The organism is Niabella sp., from assembly GCF_030150205.1.
GTDB lineage: Bacteria > Bacteroidota > Bacteroidia > Chitinophagales > Chitinophagaceae > Niabella.
In genome coordinates, this window is record NZ_JASLGT010000017.1 from 184,446 (window position 1) to 208,393 (window position 23,948).

19 protein-coding genes are annotated in these 23,948 nt (G+C 46.2%); 14 read left to right on the plus strand and 5 right to left on the minus strand.

Translation table 11 applies throughout. The features are described from left to right. Positions 1-58: 58 nt before the first annotated feature. Positions 59-1,159, plus strand: coding sequence for a lipase family protein (locus Q1V85_RS14600; RefSeq protein WP_300601169.1), 1,101 nt, complete (start codon positions 59-61; stop codon positions 1,157-1,159). Positions 1,160-1,239: 80 nt separating this feature from the next. On the opposite strand, the gene Q1V85_RS14605 is transcribed toward Q1V85_RS14600, so the two are convergent. After that, positions 1,240-2,184: a class I SAM-dependent methyltransferase gene (locus Q1V85_RS14605; RefSeq protein WP_300601170.1), complete on the minus strand. Its 945-nt coding sequence runs from the start codon at positions 2,182-2,184 to the stop codon at positions 1,240-1,242. 35 nt (positions 2,185-2,219) lie between these two features. Between Q1V85_RS14605 and Q1V85_RS14610 the strand changes: the two genes are divergently transcribed. Beyond that, complete coding sequence (locus Q1V85_RS14610) at positions 2,220-3,599, plus strand: exonuclease domain-containing protein (RefSeq protein ID WP_300601172.1); 1,380 nt, start codon at positions 2,220-2,222, stop codon at positions 3,597-3,599. A 113-nt stretch (positions 3,600-3,712) separates the two neighbouring features. Further along, the gene (locus Q1V85_RS14615) at positions 3,713-4,384 is read left to right on the plus strand and encodes an SGNH/GDSL hydrolase family protein (RefSeq protein WP_300601174.1); all 672 of its coding nucleotides are present in this window, start codon (positions 3,713-3,715) and stop codon (positions 4,382-4,384) included. Positions 4,385-4,510: 126 nt separating this feature from the next. On the opposite strand, the gene tyrS is transcribed toward Q1V85_RS14615, so the two are convergent. Continuing rightward, positions 4,511-5,791 carry a tyrosine--tRNA ligase gene (tyrS, locus tag Q1V85_RS14620; RefSeq protein WP_300601176.1) on the minus strand — a complete coding sequence of 427 codons (1,281 nt, stop codon included), beginning with the start codon at positions 5,789-5,791 and terminating at the stop codon, positions 4,511-4,513. Positions 5,792-5,992: 201 nt separating this feature from the next. Between tyrS and Q1V85_RS14625 the strand changes: the two genes are divergently transcribed. Genes Q1V85_RS14625 through Q1V85_RS14635 form a run of 3 tightly spaced genes read left to right on the plus strand, consistent with a single transcriptional unit; the run spans position 5,993 to position 13,235 of the window. Further along, on the plus strand, positions 5,993-7,105 hold the full coding sequence (locus tag Q1V85_RS14625) for a hypothetical protein (RefSeq protein WP_300601178.1): 1,113 nt from the start codon (positions 5,993-5,995) through the stop codon (positions 7,103-7,105). A gap of 9 nt (positions 7,106-7,114) precedes the next feature. Next, positions 7,115-12,193 carry a C25 family cysteine peptidase gene (locus Q1V85_RS14630; protein ID WP_300601180.1) on the plus strand — a complete coding sequence of 1,693 codons (5,079 nt, stop codon included), beginning with the start codon at positions 7,115-7,117 and terminating at the stop codon, positions 12,191-12,193. Between the two features lie 43 nt (positions 12,194-12,236). Beyond that, positions 12,237-13,235 carry an acyltransferase gene (locus Q1V85_RS14635; protein ID WP_300601182.1) on the plus strand — a complete coding sequence of 333 codons (999 nt, stop codon included), beginning with the start codon at positions 12,237-12,239 and terminating at the stop codon, positions 13,233-13,235. On the opposite strand, the gene Q1V85_RS14640 is transcribed toward Q1V85_RS14635, so the two are convergent. After that, entirely contained in the window at positions 13,209-13,823 is a 615-nt protein-coding gene (locus Q1V85_RS14640; RefSeq protein WP_300601184.1) for a riboflavin synthase, read from the minus strand. The genes Q1V85_RS14635 and Q1V85_RS14640 overlap by 27 nt on opposite strands. A gap of 118 nt (positions 13,824-13,941) precedes the next feature. Between Q1V85_RS14640 and rpsU the strand changes: the two genes are divergently transcribed. The 5 genes from rpsU (at position 13,942) to Q1V85_RS14665 (ending at position 17,072) form a co-directional block, all read left to right on the plus strand. After that, the gene (gene rpsU, locus Q1V85_RS14645; protein WP_231002424.1) at positions 13,942-14,139 is read left to right on the plus strand and encodes a 30S ribosomal protein S21; all 198 of its coding nucleotides are present in this window, start codon (positions 13,942-13,944) and stop codon (positions 14,137-14,139) included. Positions 14,140-14,196: 57 nt separating this feature from the next. Then, entirely contained in the window at positions 14,197-15,102 is a 906-nt protein-coding gene (locus tag Q1V85_RS14650) for a tyrosine-type recombinase/integrase (RefSeq protein ID WP_300601188.1), read from the plus strand. A 148-nt stretch (positions 15,103-15,250) separates the two neighbouring features. After that, on the plus strand, positions 15,251-15,550 hold the full coding sequence (locus tag Q1V85_RS14655; RefSeq protein WP_300601190.1) for an HPF/RaiA family ribosome-associated protein: 300 nt from the start codon (positions 15,251-15,253) through the stop codon (positions 15,548-15,550). Between the two features lie 271 nt (positions 15,551-15,821). Continuing rightward, the gene (locus Q1V85_RS14660) at positions 15,822-16,370 is read left to right on the plus strand and encodes a YMGG-like glycine zipper-containing protein (RefSeq protein ID WP_300601192.1); all 549 of its coding nucleotides are present in this window, start codon (positions 15,822-15,824) and stop codon (positions 16,368-16,370) included. A gap of 117 nt (positions 16,371-16,487) precedes the next feature. Further along, complete coding sequence (locus Q1V85_RS14665; RefSeq protein WP_300601193.1) at positions 16,488-17,072, plus strand: DUF6799 domain-containing protein; 585 nt, start codon at positions 16,488-16,490, stop codon at positions 17,070-17,072. 236 nt (positions 17,073-17,308) lie between these two features. Here the strand turns inward: Q1V85_RS14665 and Q1V85_RS14670 are convergent, their stop codons facing one another. Continuing rightward, positions 17,309-18,286 carry a YCF48-related protein gene (locus Q1V85_RS14670; RefSeq protein ID WP_300601194.1) on the minus strand — a complete coding sequence of 326 codons (978 nt, stop codon included), beginning with the start codon at positions 18,284-18,286 and terminating at the stop codon, positions 17,309-17,311. Positions 18,287-18,731: 445 nt separating this feature from the next. Further along, positions 18,732-19,430 carry an outer membrane beta-barrel protein gene (locus tag Q1V85_RS14675; protein ID WP_300601195.1) on the minus strand — a complete coding sequence of 233 codons (699 nt, stop codon included), beginning with the start codon at positions 19,428-19,430 and terminating at the stop codon, positions 18,732-18,734. 472 nt (positions 19,431-19,902) lie between these two features. Here Q1V85_RS14675 and thrS point away from each other — a divergent pair, with 472 nt between their 5' ends. The 3 genes from thrS to Q1V85_RS14690 all read left to right on the plus strand — a co-directional run bounded on the left by thrS (position 19,903) and on the right by Q1V85_RS14690 (position 23,876). Beyond that, positions 19,903-21,843 carry a threonine--tRNA ligase gene (gene thrS, locus Q1V85_RS14680; protein WP_300601196.1) on the plus strand — a complete coding sequence of 647 codons (1,941 nt, stop codon included), beginning with the start codon at positions 19,903-19,905 and terminating at the stop codon, positions 21,841-21,843. A gap of 271 nt (positions 21,844-22,114) precedes the next feature. Continuing rightward, positions 22,115-23,428 carry a ribosome biogenesis GTPase Der gene (gene der, locus Q1V85_RS14685; RefSeq protein ID WP_300601197.1) on the plus strand — a complete coding sequence of 438 codons (1,314 nt, stop codon included), beginning with the start codon at positions 22,115-22,117 and terminating at the stop codon, positions 23,426-23,428. 58 nt (positions 23,429-23,486) lie between these two features. Continuing rightward, on the plus strand, positions 23,487-23,876 hold the full coding sequence (locus tag Q1V85_RS14690; protein WP_300601198.1) for a hypothetical protein: 390 nt from the start codon (positions 23,487-23,489) through the stop codon (positions 23,874-23,876). Positions 23,877-23,948: the final 72 nt, after the last annotated feature.

A 23,948-nucleotide genomic window follows, 5' to 3' on the forward strand; every position in this document is an offset into this window, starting at 1 on the left:
GGTCATATGCAGCTTTTTATTGTTTGAATGGTTAATTTTGCATCAAACTAAATCGAATATGATGCACTTACGTATGCGGTTTTTTATCCTTTTATTGCTGGTGGCCCGGCCGATGTTTGCCCAGCAGTTTCAACCGGTATTTGATGTAAAGGAATATGCCGACTTTTTGTCGATGGCTTTTTATGAAAGCAGCATTCCTGATAAAGCGCAGCGGGAACAACAAAAAGATCCGTACAAATTGGTGTATAAATCACCGGAGGTAGGGATGAAGAATCTTTGGTGGTTGTACCTCAATGAGCAAAATCAGGCGGTGATCAATATCCGGGGAACCGTGGGGGATATGGTCAGCTGGATGGAGAATTATTATTGCCCCATGATCCCGGCCACAGGTTCCCTGCAACTAAATGCGACTACAAAGTTTGATTATAAGCTGGCGGAAAGCAAGGATGCATATGTACATGCGGGCTGGACAATCGGTATGGCCTACCTGGTAACGGACATGATGCCGAAGATCAAAGAACTGTATCAAAAAGGAGTGCGCGACTTTTTTATTTTCGGACATAGCCAGGGCGGGGCACTGAGCTACCTGGTGAGCTCTTATTTTTATTATCAGCGGCAGGCGGGAGCATTGCCGGGCGATATCCGGTTTAAAACCTATGCGAGTGCGGCTCCTAAACCGGGCAATATGCAGTATGCCTATGATTTTGATTTCATCAACAAGGGAGGCTGGGCCTATTCGGTGGTAAACGCGGCCGATTGGGTGCCCGAAACACCTTATAGCATTCAGCGGGTTTCGGATATGAGCACGGTAAACCCTATCGTTGATATTCCGGGAAGCCTGAAGAAGCAAAAATTCCTGCTGCGCTTTGTTGGAAATATGTATTATGGAAAGCTCAACCGGAAAACCAGGAAAGCACAAAACACGTACACGAAAATCCTGGGACATAAATTGTATAAACTTGCAATAAAAAAAGCATTACCCGATCTGAAAGAACCGGAATATGCTCATTCAATGAACTATATGCGGGCCGGTGTGCCTGTTATCCTGATGCCGGATGCCGGATATTATCAAAAATTTGGAAAGGACGCCGCCGATAAGTTTGCACATCATCATTTTGCTCCCTATCTGTACCTGCTGCAAAAGCAATATGGAAAATAACAGTAGGGGCGTGTTTTACACATTGAGGTAATGCGTTAACTCCCTGAATATTTTACATGGATACCGGTATTATGGCAATGCTATTTTTCCAGCTTGTAACACCAGCGGAACAGCTTGCCTTCAAAGTCGAAGGGTGTTGTAGCCCGGGTAATGTCTTTTATTTTATCTGTTTGCAGTTGATCCGTTTCCAGTACAAATGTGCGGGCATTGGTGCTAAAATAGAGGATGCCTCCCGGTGCCAGTATGCGCAGGCAATCATTGATCAGGGACACGTGATCCCGCTGAATATCCAGGATCTCGTTCATCCGTTTACTATTGCTAAAGGTAGGGGGATCCATTACAATCAGATCGTATGTCCCCGAAGGAATTTCTTTAATATACCGCAGCACGTCGGCTTGCACAAAAGAATAGCCCGGCTGATCCAGGCCGTTTAACTGCATATTTCTCTCGGCCCATTGCGTATACGTATTGGAAAGATCAACCGTTGTAATAGCAGCTGCTTTTCCTGCAGCGGCATATACGGAAAAGGAACCGGTATAGGCGAAAAGGTTCAGCACCCGCCGGGCCTCGCTTTCTTCCCTTACCATTTTCCGGGTTAAGCGGTGATCGAGGAAGAGACCGGTATCCAGGTAGTCGTCCAGGTTTACAATAAATTTTAATCCCTGCTCCTGTACAATGAACTCATTTTTCTTGGAATCTGTTTTTTGGTATTGGCCCTGCCGCCCTGCTTTTCGCTGACGTAGTTTGGTATGGATCTGGGTTGATGGAATACCGGTGATTTCTGAAATGATGGCGATGGTTTGTTCCATCCATTTATGATGTGCATTTTCATCCAGCTGGTGCCTGCGTTTGTATTCGGCTACATAGGCATGATCCTCATACCGTTCAATGGAAACCGGAAATTCGGGGAGATCATGATCGTATACCCGGTAGCAGGTAATGCCTTGTTTCTGTGCCTGTTTTGAAAGATGCCGGTAAACCTTGGTCAGCCGGTTGCGAAACATGATAAACTTTTCTTCGTTCAAGTTTGTTTTTTTTGCGAAATTAGCCTTTTACAGGAATGCAATACGCAATTGTTGATATTGAAACAACCGGCACCTATGCAGCAGCAAGTGGTATTACGGAAATCAGCATCCAGGTACTGGATGCCGATGGGGTGGTGCGGGATCGTTATGAAACCCTGGTAAACCCGGTGCACCAGATCCCCGGCTATATCCAGGCACTTACCGGTATCAGCAATGGAATGGTAGCCACAGCACCCCTGTTTGAGGCCATTGCGGAAAAGATTTACGCATTACTTCAGGATAAGGTTTTTGTTGCCCACAGCGTTAATTTCGATTACTCTTTTGTAAAAAGCCAGCTGCAGGCCTGCGGGTATGAATTAAATACTCATAAACTGTGCACGGTGCGGCTAAGCCGGAAATTATTGCCGGGACATGGCTCCTATAGTCTGGGCAAACTTTGCCAGGCATTGGGTATCGGACATTATAACAAACACCGGGCAGGAGGAGATACCGATGCAACCGTAGCGCTCTTCCAGTTGCTTTTACAAAAAGACACAGAGGGACATATTACAAAAAGTCTGAAAAAAACATCCAAAGAGCAGGCGCTACCACCGAATGTACCCAAGTCTGATTTTGACCAGCTGCCGTATACGCCGGGGGTCTATTATTTTCATGACGATAAGGGTAAAGTAGTATATGTGGGAAAGGCCAAAAATATCCGGTATCGCGTAAGCAGTCATTTCAGCAATAATTCCACCGGAAGGCAGCGGCAACATTTTATGCGCTATGTGCATCATATCAGTTATGAGGAATGTGGCACAGAACTGATGGCCGCAGTGAAAGAGTCTACAGAAATTAAGCGGCTCTGGCCACGTTTCAACGCTTCGCAAAAAAGGCGCGAAGAGCTGTATGGCATCGTTTCCTATGAAGATCAAAATGGGTATTTACGGTTGGGCATCGACAAAATGGTACGGGGCAAGCTGCTGCTGAACTCTTTTCATCATCTCGAAGGTGCTAAAGCTTCGCTGCGGCAGCTGGTGCAGGATTACCGGTTGTGCCCCCGCCTGTGTTTTATTGATGAAAAGCTGGTTGACGAAACAATGCACCGGCTGCTTTGCGGCGGTGCCTGTGAAAAAAAAGAAGCTCCTGAACGTTATAACGGTCGTGTGTTGGAGGCTATGGAGTACCTGGGGAATCTTCCATCTTTTGCAATTGTAGACCGGGGCATCCACCACGACGAACGGTCCTGCATTCTTGTTTGGAAGGGCAGTTTTTATGGGATGGGATTTATTTCGGGCGAGATGCAGATCGAGCGGGCGGAGCAGCTGCGCGACCAGGTAACACCTTATAAAGAAAACAGCACCATTACGAATATGCTATTTGCATATGCCAAAAGATATCCTTCGAAAATCATCCAGTTTGATCAGGCCAGCTGACCGGATGTCATTATTTTTGCACATGTACCTGGAATCTGTGAAAAGAAGATGAGCCCGGGTTAATGATGTTGAGATTGTAATTGCCACTATATTAAAAATTAAATACGTTAACGATGATGAAAAAAACGGCATTGCTGTTGCCTTTTGTATTAATGATGTTCGCTTTTCAGCCAGTTAAGAAAAAGAAAGTAATCTTTTTTGGAGATTCCATTACCCAGCAGGGCGCGGCTCCCGGGGGATATATTACGCGGATTGATAGTATGAGCAAGCTGGAAAAGCTGGCCGACCAGTTTGAATTTGTGGGGAAAGGGATCGGTGGAAATAAAGTGTATGACCTGTTCCTGCGGTTTCAGCCCGATGTGCTGGATCAGCAGCCGGATATCGTTTTTGTATATGTAGGCATCAATGATGTGTGGCATAAAGCCATGGGCACCGGTACCGATTTTGATAAGTTTGGGAAATTTTATGATGCCATTATTGCCACGTTGAAAAAACGGGGGATCCAGCCGGTGGTATGTACACCTTCGGTAATTGGTGAGCGGAATGACTTTACCAACCAGCAGGATGGTGACCTGAACCTGTATGCGCAATGGATCCGGGAGTATGCCGCTCAAAATTCCGTACCGCTGGTAGATCTTCGCAAGCTGTTTTTGGATTACCTGAAAACGAACAACCCGGAAAATAAAGAAAAGGATATTCTTACAAGAGATCGCGTTCACTTAAATGAGAAAGGCAACCAGCTGGTGGCGGATGCGATGTGGAAAGTACTTAAGACCCTAAAGTAAACTCCAGGGAATGTAAAATAATCCATGTGAAATTTTAAATGTAAAAGTATCGGACTGTATTGTGCGGTATCATTCAGATCGCAGCATGGAGGCCACTTTTACATTTAAAATTCGATATTTTGTATTTTAGCTTGTTACCTCCGCCAGGTAATAGTTCTTTTTCCCCTTTTGTAATAAAATATAGCGGTTATGTAAAAGATGCGCATTGGTAACGATGAGTTGAGCATCATTTACTTTTTCACGGTTGAGACTGATCCCACCGCCCTGGACCAGTTTCCGGGCCTCGCCCTTACTGGGTGCTATCCTGGTTTCCGCCAGTAGCGATATGATATCGATGCCCTGCTCCAGGCTGGCTTTTGAAATGGCTGCTTTTACAACACCTTCCAGGCCTTCAAGATCTTCAATGCTCATTTCAGATGCCGGCCTGCTTTGATTGGCAAACAATTTCTCGGTGGTAACAACCGCCTTTTCATACTCCTCTGTACCGTGTACAAAACTGGTGATCTCCCTGGCCAGGGTTTTTTGAAGCAGGCGTGCAGCAGGGTTTTGCTGATGTCCGGCGATCAGATTTTGAATGGCCGGTTCGTCGAGGAAGGTAAATATTTTGATCCATGTTTCCGCATCCTCGTCGCTTGTGTTCAGCCAGAACTGGTAAAACTGGTAAGGCGATGTTTTTTCCGGATCGAGCCATACATTCCCTTTTTCCGTTTTCCCAAATTTAGTGCCGTCGGCCTTCCGGATAAGCGGGCAGGTAAAGGCAAAGGCTTCTTTCCCGGCTTTCCGGCGGATGAATTCGGTTCCGGTGGTAATATTGCCCCATTGGTCACTTCCACCCATCTGGAGTTTTACACCTGCCGTAGTGTATAAATGGTAAAAATCAAATCCCTGCATCAGCTGGTAGGCGAACTCGGTATAGCTGATGCCTACTTCTCCCTCAAAGCGCTTTTTTACGCTATCCTTCGCCATCATATAATTTACCGTAATGTGCTTGCCCGCGTCCCTCAAAAATTCCAGGAAGCTGATCTGCTTAAACCAGTCGTAGTTGTTTACCATAATGGCCGCATTGGGATGCGCAGGTGAAAAGTCGAGGTATTTCTCCAGCTGACTTTTTATACCGGCAATATTTGCCGCCAGGGTTTCTTCATTGAGCAGGTTCCGCTCTTCACTTTTACCGCTGGGGTCACCGATCATACCGGTGGCGCCTCCTACAAGGGCAACCGGGCGATGTCCGGCCCGCTGCAGGTGTACCAGCAATAAAATAGGTACCAGGCTTCCGATGTGCAAGCTGGTTGCCGTAGGATCAAACCCGATATAACCGGTTGTCATTTCCTTGTTCAGCTGTTCTTCTGTACCCGGTATGATATCCTGGATCATACCCCTCCATCTCAATTCCTTTATGATATTCATAATTTTATACCCTTTGGTAGGGGCGCAAAGGTACGCCATCCGGATTTAAGAAAGAATGTTCAAATATGGTTTTATACGGTTGAGCGAATAAAAGGGGCGACTGGTCTAAAAAGCGCTGTTTTTAGCTGCTTTATGCCTAATTTCGCTATGGATAATTATACTTATCAGAAAATTGTGGACCCTAACTAAATCGTATTATAGATGAAAGCATTGAAGCCATGCTTTTTATTGCTGCTTATCCTGGCTACCCTTGTTACAAGTGCCCAGTTCCGGAAATACTCCAATGAGTTCCTGAATATTGGCGCCGGTGCCCGGGGATTGGGGATGGGAAGTGCCCAGGTGGCGAGCGTAACCGACGGAACAGCCGGGTACTGGAATCCTGCAGGGCTTGTAAATGTTCAGGATAATGTGCAGGTAAACCTGATGCACTCCGAATATTTTGCAGGGATCGGTAAATACGACTATCTGAACGTAACCCTGCCTACAACCAATTCCAAACGTACATTAGGGATCACTGCATTGCGGTTTGCAGTGGATGATATTATGAACACCCTGTTCCTGGTAGAGCCGGACGGATCATTGAATTACAACAACATTAAATCATTCTCTTCTGCGGATTACGGGTTCCTGTTGTCGTACGCTCAAAGCCTGAAGCGTACAGAAAACAAGCATATAAATTTTGGTCTGAATGCAAAAGTGATCCATCGTAGTGTGGGTAGTTTTGCCAAGGCCTGGGGGTTTGGCCTGGATGCCGGCTTGCAGATCATACAGGATAAATGGCGGTTTGGGATTGTGGGCCGGGATCTTACCACCACCTTCAATAGCTGGGCCTTTAGCTTTACCGACCAGGAAAAGGAAGCGCTATACCTGGCAAAGAACGATATCCCTGTAAAATCAACCGAAATGACTTCACCCCGGCTGATACTGGGAGGCGCCCGTGTATTTCCGCTGGGTAAAAAATCGGGACTCCTGGCAGAAGCCAATCTCGACCTTACGTTTGACGGAAAGCGCAATACGGTGGTAAGTGGCGATCCGGTGAGTGTGGATCCCAAGCTGGGACTGGAATACAATTATAAGGATGTGTTTTTTATAAGAGGAGGGGTGAATAATTTTCAAAAAGGTCTGGCAGATGGAGATACCCTGAACCTGAAAAAGGTGTGGATCTTTCAGCCAAGTGTGGGGGTAGGGTTCCGGATCCAATCCTTTATGATCGACTATGCATTTACTAACCTCGCGAACCAGTCGAACCCGCTTTTTACCCATGTATTCTCTCTCAAAATGGATTTCCGGAGAAAAAGAAACGATCATCAATAAGTGGCGCAAATGAAAAAACTGTTTACGATAGGATTACTGATTTTTTCCATTGTAGCCCATGCACAGCAATTTGGCAATGAATGGATCGATTATAACAAAACCTATTATAAATTTAAGGTGGCGGCCAACGGCCTGTACCGGATCCCGGCTGCAACGCTTGCGGCTGCAAACCTGGGTACGGCAGATGCGAGCTCTTTCCAGTTATGGAACAACGGGGTGGAAGTGCCGCTTTATATATCGGTGAGCTCCGGCCCGTTGGGTGCAGGGGATTATATTGAATTCTGGGGGCAAATGAATGATGGCAAGCCGGATAACCCGCTTTACCGTACACCCGATCAGCAGCTTTCGGATTCAAAAAGTTTGTTTACCGACTCTTCCGCCTATTTTTTAACCGTAAATCCGGCGGGAGGAAACAAGCGGTTGGTTAATACCCTTAATAATATTCCGGGCGGCGCTACGCCGGAACCCTACTTTATTTACAAGGCCGATTCCTCTTTCAATGAACAATTGCATTTAGGCAGAGCTGATGGAAGTGGAAACAGTACACACTATGTGGCCTCTTTTCAGGATGGCAAGGGATGGGCATCGGCGGAGTTCAGTGAAGGGCAGTCCAGAACATATCAAAAAAATCTGTACCCGTATTCCGGAGCAGGAACTCCAGACCTGCAGATACAAATGAATGTAGCGGGGAGCAATGACGCCACCCGGAGGGCACAGCTGACAGTGAATGGAAATGCTGTTTTTGATCAGATACTGCCCGGTTTTGGTTTTTTGAAACTTTCGAAAACGCTTCCGGCCAGTGTGCTGAACGGAGGTAACGAAACCTTTTTGATTACCAATTCCGCAACCGTTCCCAGCCGGATGCGATTGGCCTCAGTGTCGGTTACCTATGCCCGGCAATTTAATTTTGGAGGTGCCAGCAATTTTCGGTTTAGCCTGCCTGCACGCGGATCCGGTTATTACCTGGAAATAGCGAATTTTAATTTTTCCGGCGGTGCACCGGTTTTATATGACCTGGCCAACGGAAAGCGCTATAGTGTTGATGCAACTAACCCGGCTTTGGTAAAGGTGTTTTTACCCGGTACGATCGCCACACAGGACCTGGTACTAACCAGTCAGGCGGCAACAAATATACGGCTGGTGTCCGGTCTGGAGCAGCGAACCTTTGTGAACTATGGGGCCACCGCCAACCAGGGAAATTACCTGATGATTACCGACAGGTCGCTTTTAACAGGCAGCAACGGTTCCCAGCCGGTAAACGATTACCGTAATTACCGTGCATCTGCAGCAGGCGGCGGGTACAATGCCAGGATCTATTTGATGGATCAGTTAACGGACCAGTTTGCCTATGGGATCCAGTATCATTCCCTGAGTGTCCGCAATTTTTTAAGATTTGCAAGAGCCCGGTTTGCTTCGCCGCCCGGGGAAGCATTTCTGATTGGTAAGGGAGTTTCCTATGTTTCCTCGAGATCATATCCGTCCTATGACCTGGCCCCGCAACTATCGCAGCTAAACCTGGTGCCTACTTTTGGCTATCCTGCATCGGATGTATTATTGAGCGCTGAAGGGAGCAGCTCCCAGCCGTTGACACCCATCGGGAGGCTGTCGGTTGTAAACGGAGATGAAATCGCTGTATACCTGGGCAAGGTAAAAGAGTATGAGCAGTACCTGGCAACAACTCCGCCGGGCATCAGTGAAAGTGCCTGGAAAAAGAATATCGTCCATATTGTTGGAGCCAGTGATGTAGAAACCATCACCGCCCTGAACGAAATATTGCAGGCACATAAAAAGATCATCCAGGGACCATTATTTGGTGCCAATGTATCTGATTTTATAAAAAGCATTACAGGAAGTACTCAAAACGCCGATCAGGAACGGCTGCGGAGTTTAATAAATGGCGGTGTTGGATTGCTGACTTATTTCGGACATTCATCCACCACTTCCCTGGATTATAACCTGGAAAATCCGTCCAACTACAACAACAAGAGCAAGTACCCGATTTTTAATATGATGGGATGTAATGTAGGCGATATTTTCGGGTATAGTACGGCACGGTTGACCCAGCTGGAAACCCTGTCTGAAAAATACCTGCTGGCAAAGGATGGTGGCAGCATCGGCATGATGGCGGGTACCAGTGTGGGATTTGTATCTACCTTGGGTGTATATAATAATAATCTTTACACAATCCTGTCCGGAACAGATTATGGGCAGCCAATCGGAGCGCTGATGGCCCGGACAGTGGCCGGGGTGTACAGTGCCATCGGGGAAGATAACTTTATGCAGCGCGCCCAGTGCGAAGAATATACGCTGAATGGAGACCCGGGGATCCGGCTATACCAGTTCGATAAACCCGATTATGCGGTAGAGGATGCTTCCGTGACCATTGCGCCCAGTTTTATTTCGGTTGCGGAATCTGAATTTACCGTTAAGGCCCGGATCAATAACCTTGGAAAGGCCATTAACCGTAAAGTAATCATTGAATTAAAGCGAATATTTCCCAATCAGTCGGTACAGGTTTTCAGAAGAGATACGCTGGATCCGGTCATGTATGCCGATACGCTGACATATACCTTACCCATCGACCCTTTACGGGATAAAGGGACCACGAAAATTACCATTTCCATTGATCCGGAGAATACGATTGAAGAACTGAATAAAGGGAATAATACCGTAACGAAAGAAGTGTACATTTACGAGGAAGAGATCCGCCCTGTGTTCCCTTATGACTACGCCATCATAAACCAACCCAATATTAAACTGGCTGCATCTACGGCCAATGCATTGAGCATATCCCGTACTTACCTGATGGAGTTGGATACAACGGCGTTATTCAATTCACCGCTTAAAAACTCACAAACGCAGATCTCCACCGGAGGAGTGGTGGAGTTTACGCCCGGTGGAAGCCTGGTAAACAATACGGTGTATTACTGGCGGGTGGCGGCTAAACCGGATAACAGCGATCAGCCACATTGGAACAGTTCGTCATTCCTGTATTTGAACGGAAGCCCGGCTGGGTTTAACCAATCGCATTATTACCAGGTGCTGGAATCTGATTTCTCCCAGCTGATGGTTAAAGATAACGACCGGGCTTACCATTTCGATTCTACGATAGCCAGCATTACGACTACAATGGGTTTTTTCCCGGAAGCAGCCAGATCTGCGGAAAATATGGAAATGCGTATCAATGATATAGCCGTGCAGCGGTGGATGCTAAGTCCCTTTAGTGGTCCTGACAACGTAAATGATTACGCATTGCGTTTTTATGTGATTGATAACCGACGGATGAAAGCATGGATAAATGTAGATCTGGGTACGTCTGGCATGTATGGAAGTGTGCGCCCTATCAAAGCTCAGGATAATACGGTACCTACCTTCTTTCAGTTTAAAGTAAAGACGCCACAGGACCGGAAGACGGTGATGGATTTTATTGACCTGATTCCAAAAGATTTTTTTGTTGTGATGACCAGCAGCCCGATGCTGCCCAATGTATTGCCCTCCGAATGGCTGTCGGATGCATCGGTTTTTGGAACCGGCAATACGCTGTACAATAAACTGGTGAAAGAGGGTGTTACGGTTCTTGATCAGATAAAAACAGATGCTCCATTTATCATCTTCCTGCAGAAGGGATCCGGCCGGCCGCTGAAACAGGCTCTTGGCGCAATAGCAACTGATCAACTGATAGAATCTGTAACAGTAAAAACATTGTTTCATGAGGGCAGCCTGAAAACCCCGGTATTTGGGGTTGCAAAGGCCTGGGACAAGCTGGCCTGGGATGGTAACAGTACCGAAACCACTTCCAGCGATCAGCTATCATTCGATGTATATGGTATCAATAATACCGGTGCCGAAGTGCCGCTGAAAACGATCAATGGTATTACCGCAGGCAAAACGGCGGATATTTCCGACATTGATGCATTGCAATATCCCAGGATCAGGTTAAAGGCAAGCATGGCTGATACGGCGAACTATACACCTTACCAGCTGAAATTCCTTCGCTTGTTATATACGCCGGTACCTGAAGGTGCCATCGCTCCCAACCTGTACCTGAATGTAAAAGATACACTGGAGATTGGTGAGCCGCTGAATTTTGCGGTGGCCTTTAAAAATATCAGCAGCAGCAAGTTTGACAGTATTGCCGTAAAACTGAGCATACGGGATAAGAACAATATTGAAACGATCATTCCTGTACCCAACCAAAAAGCATTACTGGCAGGTGACACGATTAAATTGTCGGTGCCGCTGTCCACGAAGAATTACAGAGGAACAAACACCCTGTTTGTAGACTTTAACCCGGGACCCTTGCAGCCGGAACAATACCCCTTCAACAATTTCCTTTATAAAAATTTCTATGTAAAAGGAGATTCAACCAGCCCTTACATGGATGTAACCTTTGATGGGGTGCATATCCTGAACAAGGATATCGTATCCAGCAAACCGGATGTACTGGTGAAGCTGACGGATAATGCCAAGTGGTTACTGCTGGATGACCCCAGCCTGATTAAGGTGCAGCTGTTAGACAAGACCCGCAACATCACCTATAATTATAAAGCAGGAACAGATACCCTGCAATTTACGCCGGCAGGGCAGGGAAAGGAAAATACCGCCACAATGAATTTCAGGCCGCGCCTCCAAGATGGAGATTATGAACTACAGGTAGCTGCAAAAGATCAAAGCGGCAACGACGTAAGTCAGATCGCTTATAAGATTGGGTTCCAGGTGATCAATAAGCCGATGATCTCCAATATGCTCAATTATCCCAATCCATTTACAACTGCCACCGCTTTTGTATTTACCTTAACCGGGTCTGAAGTTCCGCAGAACATCCGAATACAGATCCTTACCATTACCGGTAAGATTGTTCGGGAGATCACAACGGCCGAATTAGGGCCCTTGCGTATCGGGAGAAATATTACAGAATTCCGTTGGGATGGTACGGATCAGTATGGTCAGAAGCTGGCCAACGGTGTTTATCTTTACCGGGTCATTACCAACCTGAATGGGAAATCACTCGATAAATACAAGTCGAAGGATGACAATACGGATAAATTTTTTAACAAAGGATATGGTAAGATGTACCTGATGCGATAAAAGATCTGCATCAAGTGGAATTGCGTTTATAAAGTTTGCCTGAATGGAAATCTCTGACAACCGGTTTACAAACTCGTTCGATTTTTTAAGGTTATTGGGCGCCATTGGAATCATTTATGTGCATTCGTATGATCTTCTGCGCAGGGATAAGCTGGAGATAACAGTTGTAATACTCGCTATATTTTTTACAGTAAGCGGTTATTTTATTGCCGGAAGCGCAGAAAAATCGCGTTCACTGAAAAACTATCTGTGGAAGCGGTTGCTCAGAATTCAACCACTATTGGTTGTTGTGTGTTTTTTGTCGGTTTTAGTGATCGGTCCGTTGTTTACAGAATGGAGTGTAAGCGATTATTTTAAAAGTGGAAGCTCCTGGTCGTACCTGCGTACCATTGTACCAGCACTGGGAATACAATTTCAATTACCGGGTGTTTTTGAGCACAATATCGGGGAGCGGGGCGTAAATGGTTCATTATGGACGCTGATCATTGAAGAACGGGTGTACCTGATGATAGGATTGCTGTTCCTGGTTCAATACCGCCGGAAGCAGTGGTTTATTGCATTTGTAGCCGGTTTAAATATCCTGTACCTGCTCAATTACTACAGGGTTGGGGGGCTGCAACTGGGCGTATTAGATAACTATGCCACGCAATATTATGTGCTTTTTTTTAACGGGGCTCTGTGCTATTTTCTAAGGATTCCGTTTCACCGCATCAATCAGGTAGTCACCATTTGCATCGTTGCCGTTATCTATTATTTGGCCCGTAATACCATCGGCGCTACACTATTTATATTGCCATTGCTGATCCTGCTGATCGGGAGCCGGAAAACGGTATTTTCGGGTACGGCCAAAAGGGGCGACATTACCTACGGGCTGTATGTGCTGTCTTTTCCTGTGCAGCAAATGCTGATCCACCTGTCGAAAAACAGCATTCAGCCTGCCGTATTATTTATAACAACCCTGGTTATCTGTACGCCGCTGGCGTATCTTTCCTGGCATTTCCTTGAAAAACAATTTTTAAAGCTCCGGTATCTTGTACAGTAACATTGCAGGATTTACCTGTTTTAAAACATATTTCCCAATCACATCAAATTCGAGGTTAACAATATTGCCGGGCGCTACCTGGCGCATATTGGTATGCGTGATGGTGTAGGGGATAATGGCTACGGTAAACGTGGTTTCGGTTACATTAAAAACCGTAAGGCTGATGCCGTTTAAACTGATGGATCCTTTTTCAATCACCAGGGGAGCAAAACTACGGTTAAACTCAAAGGTATATTCGGTACTTCCTTCTTTCGAAACCACCTTGTTGCAAACGGCAGTTCCGTCTACATGCCCCTGCACAATATGCCCGTCCAGGCGGCCATTCAATACCATACAGCGTTCGAGGTTTACCAGGGTACCGGGTTGCCAGCTGCTGAGGTTGCTTACATCCAGGGTTTCTGCTATGGCCGTTACCTGGTGCCGGTTTTCCTGAACGGCCTCTACAGTTAAGCAAACCCCGTTATGGCTCACACTCTGATCCTCTTTCAATTCTTTCGACACAGGACTCTCGATCCAGAACGTAATATTGGAGCCTGCTTCCTCACGGGAAACAACGGTTCCCATCGCCTCTATAATTCCTGTAAACATGAGGTCAAATTTCAGGGAAGAAATTGAAAATTCAGCATTTAGGATTTGAAATTTGGTATTTTATATTTTTCCCTTATCTTTGCGTCCTAAAAATTACCAAAGGAGGTATAAAATATTTATGTTAATCATTGATTCTAAAGACTGCGAAAACATTGACAAGGCTTTAAAGAAGTACAAGAAGAAATTTGAGAAGTCAAAAACTTTGTTGCAATTGCGTGAGCGCCAGGCGTTTACCAAGCCTTCTGTGAAGAGCCGTGGCCAGCGTTTGAAAGCAATTTACAAACAGCAGATCGCAAGCGGAAAAATAGAATTATAAGATATTTTATATTTTATATAATATTGTAACCTCAAGTGCATACTTGAGGTTTTTTTTATGCCGGAACGTATCGTTGATCATATTGAGCCATTTGTGAATTATCTGAAGTTTGAAAAAAGATATTCCCGGCACACCATAGCGGCCTATACCACCGATCTGCAGGAGTTTTCCGATTTTATGGAAACCCTTTACGACAACACCCCGCTCCGGGATATTTCCTATACATATATCCGGAGCTGGCTGGCCCGGTTAATGGAGCAGGGGATCACCCCCAGAAGTATTAACCGCAAGATCTCTACGCTCAAGTCGTTTTTTAAGTATCATATCAAAATGGAAACGATTGGCGAAAACCCGATGTTCAAAGTGATTGCGCCCAAAGCCAGCAAACGGCTGCCGGCCTTTGTGAATGAAGCGGATATGAAGGCATTGCAAATAACGCTTGCCCAATCCACGGAAGACTGGAAAAGTCTGAATGCAAAAATGCTGATCGGGCTGTTCTATGGTACGGGGATGCGGTTGAGCGAACTGATCCAGCTAAGGGGCGGCCAGGTAGACCAGGCCCGCAAGCAGGTAAAGGTACTGGGGAAAGGAAACAAAGAGCGGATATTACCACTGGGACCGGAGCTGCTCTCCCTCGTACAGGAATATGAAATGCTGAAGCGGAAGCAATTTGCCAACCTTCCGGAAGAATTGCTGGTCACCGAAAAAGGTAAAAAATTATACCCGAAATACGCCTACCTGCTGGTAAAACAACACCTGTCTTCCATTGCAACACTTGATAAAAAAAGCCCGCATGTGCTCCGGCATAGTTTTGCTACGCACCTCATGAACAACGGCGCCCAAATAAACGCTGTAAAGGAGCTGCTGGGCCATGCCAGTCTTGCTGCAACCCAGGTATATACCCATAATTCCATCGAAAAACTCAAAGAAGAATACCGTAAAGCGCACCCAAAAGCCCGCTAAGCAAACGAATACAGGCATTGCAGAAATTCTCTTAAAAATTAGCATTTAATTTTAGGAAACGCATTCTTTTTTGATTAACTTTAGATTAAAGAACAACAGGTCTTTGAAATAGGAAAATATCGATTATTCACTTTTAAATTCAACTATCATGAATGTGAACATTCAAACAGTTAATTTTAACGCAGACAGGAAGTTGATTGAAACAATCAGTCACAAAATGGACAAATTAGCTACCTTTCACGATCGCATCATTGGTACGGATGTCTACCTGAAGCTCGACAATATCGTGCATAACATCAAGGATAAGATAGTAGAGATCCGCGTGCAGGTGCCCCGCCATAGTTTTTTTGTAAAAACCACGAGTAAATCTTTTGAAGAATCATTTGAAAATGCGTTTGATTCTTTAGTAAACCAGGTAAAACGGCGCAAAGAAAAAATGATTGCATAAACCCATCTACAACGTATAAAAGAAAAATAATTTTATTATCTATATTATTCAGCCCCGCTCCGGTTTTTCCGGGGCGGGGCTTTTTATTTAGGGGTATGCCCGGCTAACTGCAGTACCTGGTAAAGGGCTAACGTTCGTTTTGTGTGAAAGAATGCTAAAGTGCGCATTTTTAGTGCTTTGGATGTCGTTTTTAGGCTTCTTTATAAGAGTTTGGCACAGTTTTCTATAGGATTAAATAGATTTTTAATTCGGACTTTTAAACGTATCTATTATGATGAAAAAAATAATGCCTTTTGCTGTAATTGCATTCATGTTGTTGGTTGCCGCGTGCCGCAATACGAAGAAAGAGGACAATGCCGGCGCCATACCAACGCAGGACACATTGGGTTTGGCAGAATACCAGAAATGGAAAATGGAAAATGAAGTGCGCAACCGTTTGCAGCAGGAACAGCAGCTGGAAAATACGGGCGCTGCAGTTCCGGCAACTTCTTCCCGTTCTTCGGCCAGTTCATCGAGGAGCAGCTCCAGGAGCAGCAGCAGCCGAGGAACCACCTATAGAAGCGGTGGTGGAGATGGCGGTTATGCTTCCGGTTCTTCAGGCACTGTAGCGCAGGCTCCCGCACCTCAGCGAAAGAAAGGTATGAGCCATACCGCTAAAGGAGCTATTGTTGGGGCCGCTTCCGGTGCAATTATTGGTGCTGTGGCCAACAGGAAAAACCGTTTAGGCGGTGGAGTGGTTGGTGGTGTCATTGGTGCTGCAACCGGTGCGGGTGTAGGAGCCATTGTAGATAAGAAGCAACGTCAGCGCGATGGTTACTAATAGCTTGAATGACATTGAAACGGTCTGGTAAAATCCGGACCGTTTTTTATAACAGGATTCATTATTGGCAGCATATTTGTTTTGTATACGTATAATTTAAATTCAACATCTTTAATTATGAAAAAAACTTTAGGTATTGTATTGGGTGTTGCCCTGCTGGCCGCCTGCAACAGTTCAGAAAATCAGTCTGCGGAAAATACTGCGGATTCATCCGGTAATGCAGTGGTAACCGTTGATACCAACACTGTGGCGCCCCCGGTTACCGTTCATTACACAGAAGGTGATGTAATGCTTAAAGAGGGGAAGACCTATGTGTATACCAATGGGAATTGGGTGGTAACAGAGAAAGAAGTTAAGCTGGATAATGGTATTGTCATTGCTCCCAACGGTGAGGTAAAAAATAAGGATGGAAAAGTGGTTGTACTGCAGGAAGGGGAATATGTAAATAAATCCGGCGGTTTTTTTGACCGTGCCGGTAATGCTGTAGAAAATGCCTGGGATAATACCAAAGAAGGCGTAGCCAAAGGTGCAGAGGCCACCAAGGATGCGGCACAAAAAGCAGCTGAGGCCACAAAAGAAGGTGTGCAAAAAGGGGTAGAAGCTACAAAAGATGCCGCGCATAAAACCGGGGAGGCCCTTAAAAAAGGGGCTCAGAAAGTAGGTGATAAGACAAAAGAAGTTGTAGAAGATATTAAGAAATAAACAGCACGATCTTTTCGATTATGTTTTGACAAAGGGGCCGGATAACCGGCCCCTGTTTTTATGTTTGGTGTGGAAAACCAAAGAAGCGCTGAAAAATATACATAGTATCATTCATTTTGCTTCCTTTAATTACTTTTGCTGCTCGGGTCCTGCCTTTGAGCAGCCAGTCCTGCTCCATTACTATTTTGAACGGGTATAAGCATCTTTACCAGTGCGTATGACCGGCTTTTATCGTTTTAAAACCGTATCCGTGCCACGCTTCCCCTGGGGCCAGCCAGGAAGGCGGTCTTGCTTGCGGGATCTGTATAAATGGAGTTAAAAGGCTGGTTGGAAACGGGTTTCCAGTTTAGTCCGCCATCGGTTGTGATATCCACGCCATTTAACCCGCAGGTGAGCCAGGTATTCCGGTTCAGCGGGGCTACGGCGCTGCGGTAGCCTCCAGGGGCATTTTTTGGAAGCCGGAAGGTTTTACCGCCGTTCCGGCTCACTAATAATACGCTGTCACGCCGGTTAGGATATTGAAAATCGCCACCTGCTATCATCAGCAGCGACCCCTGTGCCGCAATACTATTGGCCCCGGTAGTGGCCGTACCCTGCATGAGCGGAAGTACTACACTGTTATCACCATCAAAAAGCCGGGATACGGACCCGCCACTGACCATCAGCGGTTTTCTATTCCGGATGAACAGGTTGCTTCCGCTGGCGGCAAAAAATGCTTCTCCCTGCACAGCAGCCGGACCAGGCAGGGGCTCCCAGCTGTTTCCGGCATCGGAGGTACGGGCAATAAAAATTTTTCCTTGAATAGGGTCTCCGATCACGTATCCCTTTTCCCTGCCGGCAAAGGCCATCGCGTCCAGGAACATAGCCGTATCCCGGTTTTCGTATACGGTTTTCCAGGAACGGCCGCCATCAACCGTTTTAAGGATATAGGCCGGGCTGGCGATGGCCATTACCAGGGCCGTGTTTTCATCGAGCACCGCGATATCGCGAAAATCATGCATTTCAAAACCAGGTACCTGCTGCCATTTCCAGGTTTTTCCCGCATCGGAAGAACGGCCAATGTACCCATTGCTGCCACTAACCCAAATGGTTTTGTTAAAAGCCCCGATCCCGCGGAGGTTGGTGGCTTTTCCACTGTTAATGATTTCAAGATCTTGCGAAGCTGCCGCTAAACTGCAGCAACATAGAAAAAACAGCAACAGGTTTTTGAACATCGTGAATGGTTTAAGTATTAAAGATACCAGGTTTCCGGTTTAAAAAATACCAGCGGGCCTGCAAAGTGCTATATGCTTAATTTTAAAAATGATATAATGTAGTTAATTTGTTTGTTATTAAATAATTGTGATTGTTTATTTGTTTTTTATAATTATATGTGGCATATAGATATTGACTATATGCCACATAAGAATTATCCGGAGATCGCACCATTTCTCCGGCACTATTTTTTTACTGTAATTTAAATTTATGTAAATTATTTAACTAGCTGATATTGATGTGTAATAGTTGGTAAAAAGAAACGGCGACCAGAACACTGCCAATCGTGCACTGGTCGCCGTTCCAAAGAAAGAGTAGCGCTAAATAATTTTTACCGGATCATGCCGCAATGAACAGGGCGCCTTCCGGCAATACGCTAAAACCGGCTTTTAAGACGGCCCCGTTTTAGGGTCTGTTATGATGCATCTTCATCATCTTTCCTTTCCATTTTTTCATAGCCGCGGAGTTGATCTGCATACCCAGGCTCATGGTGAGGTTACGATTGGTGAAGGAGGGACTTTCGCTGGGATTGTTGGGTTTTTGTTCTACAAAACCGTGATAATAATTGATTTCATGGTTGATGTAAAAACCGTCGAATACACGGATATTCAGGCCCAGTGAAGCGTTACCGCCCACATCTATTTTAGTATTCATGGCCTTTGTGGTATACAGCCCGGCAAATGCGTCGTTGTCTGTTTTGACAAACGTTTTGCCACCTACGAGGAATTGTACAGAAGGTCCGATGGTTAAGCGCGGGCGTACCCGTTGCTCTGCGTCGCCGAAATTGAAGCTTGCAAATACCGGCACCTTTATATAGTTTGCCCGGTTGATCACGCGATTATCCGAATTTTCATCCTTAAAGCTGGTTCCCTGGCTGCTGAAAAAGGTACCAAAACCAATTCCGGCAACATCGGTAAAATTGTAGGTGGCGGTACGGCCGATCTCAAAAGTGGGGTGAAATTGCCGTTTGGCATCCTGCGGTTTGTTGCCTACCGTCCAGCTGTGTCCAAAGGCAGCCCGGTCGCCGATATTCCAGCCGGTTTGCGCGGTTGCCGCCAGGCTTCCTGTTGCCAACAGCACTGCCGAAAAAAATAGTTGCTTCATTATTTACGTTTTTTGAATGTTTAGCGACCCCGTTCTGTTTTTGTTGGGTAGTTGCGTTGAATATTTACAGGATCCGGGTCCGTTCATAATATATAAGATCTGTTTATCAAGTAAAAGGCCCGCAAAACCATGCCAAAACATCACTTCAGGGGTGACAAAAGTCAGCATTCGTTCATTTGCTCCCGTAGTACAAACAAAGCCATTCCGAACGGAAGCCTTCCGCAACAAGGGTTATCCTCTACCGGCGCTATTGATCTGCAGTAGTAGCTGTGCGTTGTTTTATGGCAAAATAACTGCGTCCTGATAGCCATTGATGACCGGGGCAGCCCGGGGACTTATTTGCCATGGCCGGGTTTTCATAGGGCTATTTGGGGCGGTAACCGGCCCGGGAAATCAATTGCAGATATTGCCTTTTGTGTAGTGGTGATACTTTGTTAATTTTGCCACCTTATTTTATTGAATTTTAATGAATATGATCAATATTACATTTCCCGATGGAGCCCGGCGTGCGTATGAGGCCGGCGTTACAGCGCTGGACATCGCCAAATCCATTTCAGAAGGATTGGCAAGAAAAGTAATTGCTGCAAACGTAAACGGCGAAGTTTGGGATGCCACGCGCCCGATTCATACGGATAGTGCGGTTATTTTATTAACCTGGAGTGATGCAGATGGTAAGAAGGCATTCTGGCATTCGACGGCACACCTGATGGCGGAGGCTGTAGAGGCTTCTTTCCCCGGCGTTAAGTTTTGGGTAGGTCCTCCATTGGATTCCGGTGGTTTTTATTATGATATGGACCTGGGCGATCGCAAGCTTTCTGAAGAAGACCTGGGAGCCCTGGAAAAGAAAATGAATGAGCTGGCGAAGCAAAACAACGCTTATGTACGTAAGGATGTGCCCAAGCAGGAGGCTATACAATATTTTACAGAGAAGGGTGATGAATATAAACTGGACCTGCTGAGCAACCTTACGGATGGAAATATTACCTTCTACACACAGGGAAACTTTACAGACCTGTGCCGTGGACCGCATATTCCGGCCACGGGTATCGTTAAGGCCATTAAGCTTACAAGCGTGGCCGGCGCGTACTGGAAGGGCGATGAAAAAAATAAAATGCTTACCCGTGTTTATGGGATCAGCTTTCCGAATCAAAAGGAACTGGATGAATACCTGCAGATGCTGGAAGAAGCTAAAAAACGCGACCACCGTAAACTGGGCAAAGAGCTGGGTATTTATACTATGGACGATGATGTGGGCCAGGGCTTACCCCTGTGGTTACCCAATGGTACCATTGTTATTGAAGAACTGGAAAAGCTGGCCAAGGAAACAGAGGATGCCGGCGATTATAAGCGGGTGGTAACTCCGCATATTGCCAAGGAGAGTATGTACCTTACCAGCGGTCACCTTCCTTATTACCAGGACAGCATGTATCCGCCGATGGAGGTAGACGGACAGAAATATTACTTGAAATCCATGAACTGTCCGCACCATCACAAAATATTTGCAGCAGAGCCCAAGAGCTACAAGGACCTGCCGCTGCGCCTGGCCGAATACGGAACCTGTTATCGCTATGAGCAGAGCGGGGAGTTGTTCGGACTGATGCGGGTGCGTTGTTTGCACATGAACGATGCGCATATCTATTGCAACAAAGAACAGTTTGGTGATGAGTTCCGTGCCGTAAATGATATGTACCTGAAGTACTTTAAGATCTTTGGCATCGATCGGTATGTGATGCGGTTGTCGTTACATGATCCGGAAAAACTGGGACAGAAATACATCAATGAGCCGGAACTGTGGCTGGAAACAGAGGCCCTGGTGCGGAAAGTGCTGGTAGAATCCAATATCCCGTTTGTAGAGGTAAAGGGTGAGGGCGCATTTTACGGTCCCAAGATCGATGTACAGATCTGGAGCGCTATCGGCCGCGAGTTTACGCTGGCCACCAACCAGGTAGATTTTGCCCAGGGACGGCGGTTTAACCTGCAATACACCACGGCGGATAACGGACACGATGTGCCGCTGATCATACACCGGGCACCATTGGGCACCCACGAACGGTTCATCGGGTTTTTGCTGGAGCATTATGCCGGGAAGTTCCCGGTATGGCTGGCCCCGGTACAGGTAAAGATCCTGCCCATCAGCGACAAGTTTTCGGAATATACCAAGGATGTATATCGCGCCTTGCGCAGGGCGGGAATCCGTGCGGAAATTGATGACCGTAATGAAAAGATTGGGAAGAAGATCCGCGATACCGAATTAATGAAGGTTCCCTATATGCTGGTGATCGGAGAAAAGGAAATGAATGAAGGCAAGGTTGCCATTCGCAGACAGGGCAAGGGCGATGCCGGTGTAAAATCCGTTGAGGACTTTATTACAGGGGTTAAAGAAGAGATTGCCAACAGGGAGGATGCGGTGTAGGGTTTGAAGTTTCAGGTTTGAGATTTAAAGTTTCAGGTTTCATGCTCCATGAACTATTCACAAGCCTGGTTTTTATGATATGGATTTGGATTTTGGCGGGAAGATAATTGAATGATAAAGGGATCTTCATTTCCACATTTTCACATTTTCAAATTCGCATATTTCCCAGTTAAAAAAGCTGCCCTTTGCACTGGTGCGCAAGCGAGTCCCGATGGTTATCGGGACAAGGAAGATGATAGGAGCACAACAGTCGATATAAAAAATAAAAAAAATGAGTTTTACCGTAGCAATTGTAGGAAGGCCCAATGTGGGAAAGAGCACCCTCTTTAACCGCTTGCTGGAGCAAAAAAAAGCGATCGTTGACGATGTCAGCGGTGTAACCCGCGACCGGCAATACGGGATCAGTGAGTGGAACGGTAAAACGTTTAACGTTATTGACACCGGTGGTTTTGTACATGGCAGTGAGGATGTTTTTGAAAAAGAGATCGCCAAGCAGGTATTGGTAGCAGTGGAAGAAGCCAACGTGATCCTGTTTATGACGGACGCTGCCACGGGTATTACGGACCTCGATGATTCGATGGCCCGGGTACTGCGCAAAAGCACGAAGCCGGTTTTTTTAGTGATTAATAAAGTAGATAATAATGAGCGTTTGCTGGAGGCCAGTGAGTTTTACAGCATGGGCTTTGAGCAGCTGTTCTTTATAGCAGCGGCCAGCGGAAGTGGTACCGGGGAATTACTGGATGCCGTTACGGACCTGATGACGGAAGATACCGGCATTGATGAACATATTGCGGAACTGCCGAAGTTTGCGATCATTGGTCAGCCCAACGTGGGTAAATCTTCCCTGCTGAATGCATTGATCGGGGAGGAGCGCACCATTGTAAGCAACGTGGCGGGTACTACCCGGGATACGATTCATACGCACTATAACCTGTTCCAGAAAGAATTTGTGCTCATCGACACAGCCGGTATCCGCCGTAAGGCCAAGGTACACGAAGACCTGGAGTTTTATTCGGTGATCCGTGCCATCAAAGCCATGGATGAAGCGGATGTTTGCATATTGCTTCTGGATGCGGAAAAAGGGATCACGGCACAGGACCTGAACATTTTTAGCCTGGCGGCAAAAAAAGGAAAGGGGATCGTATTGCTGGTAAATAAATGGGACCTGATCGAAGATAAGAAAACCAATACGGCCAAAGAATATGAAGACCTGCTGAAGAAGCGACTGGCTCCGTTTAGCGATGTGCCCATTCTTTTTGTATCGGCAACCGAAAAAACAAGGATTTATAAAGCGATCGAAACAGCGCTGGAAGTATACCAGAACCGCAAGCGCCGGATCCCTACCAATAAACTGAATGAGGTAATGCTGAAAGCGGTGGAAGCGCATCATGCACCGGTAGTGCGAGGGCATTCGATCAAGATAAAATTTGTTACGCAGCTGCCCACGGTAGTACCTTCCTTTGCCTTTTTCTGCAATTTCCCGGATGATGTAAAAACACCTTACCGGAACTACCTCGAAAACCAGCTACGCAAAAATTTTGATTTCTGCGGCGTTTCTGTCCGTCTGTTCTTTAGAAAAAAATAACGTTCATGGCAGGTTACTTTGAGGAGATACCGGAATCATACTGAAAATAAAGATCGTTATGAAAAATGAATTGAAATTAACTGCCCTGGGACTGGTGCTGTTTATGACCGCCTGCAATTTGAGCTCGGGTAGCTCTTCAGAAGCGAATAAGGACTCACTTTCTTTTGATTCTGTTTCAAAGGTTACAGACAGTACGGCAAAAGCTGTTGCAGACAGCATTAAAGCGGCCGGTAAGGATGCAGACAGTTCCCTTAGAAGTTTGGGTGACTCGCTGAAAGCAGATATCAAAAACGCAGCCGATAAAGTGAAAGACCGTTCGGTAGAACTGGGCAATAAAGCCAAGGAAACGGCACAGCAAGGGATCAATGCGGTGAAGGAAGGTGCTGCAAAATTGAGCAGCGCTGCAAAGGCCGGTGTGGAAGCGGGTAAAGAAGCGCTGAAAAAATAGAAGCCGGATGGGGCACTCCCTGAGCTGTAAAAAGAAGCCCGGTCTCGTAATTTTTCCATCGATATTTCGCCG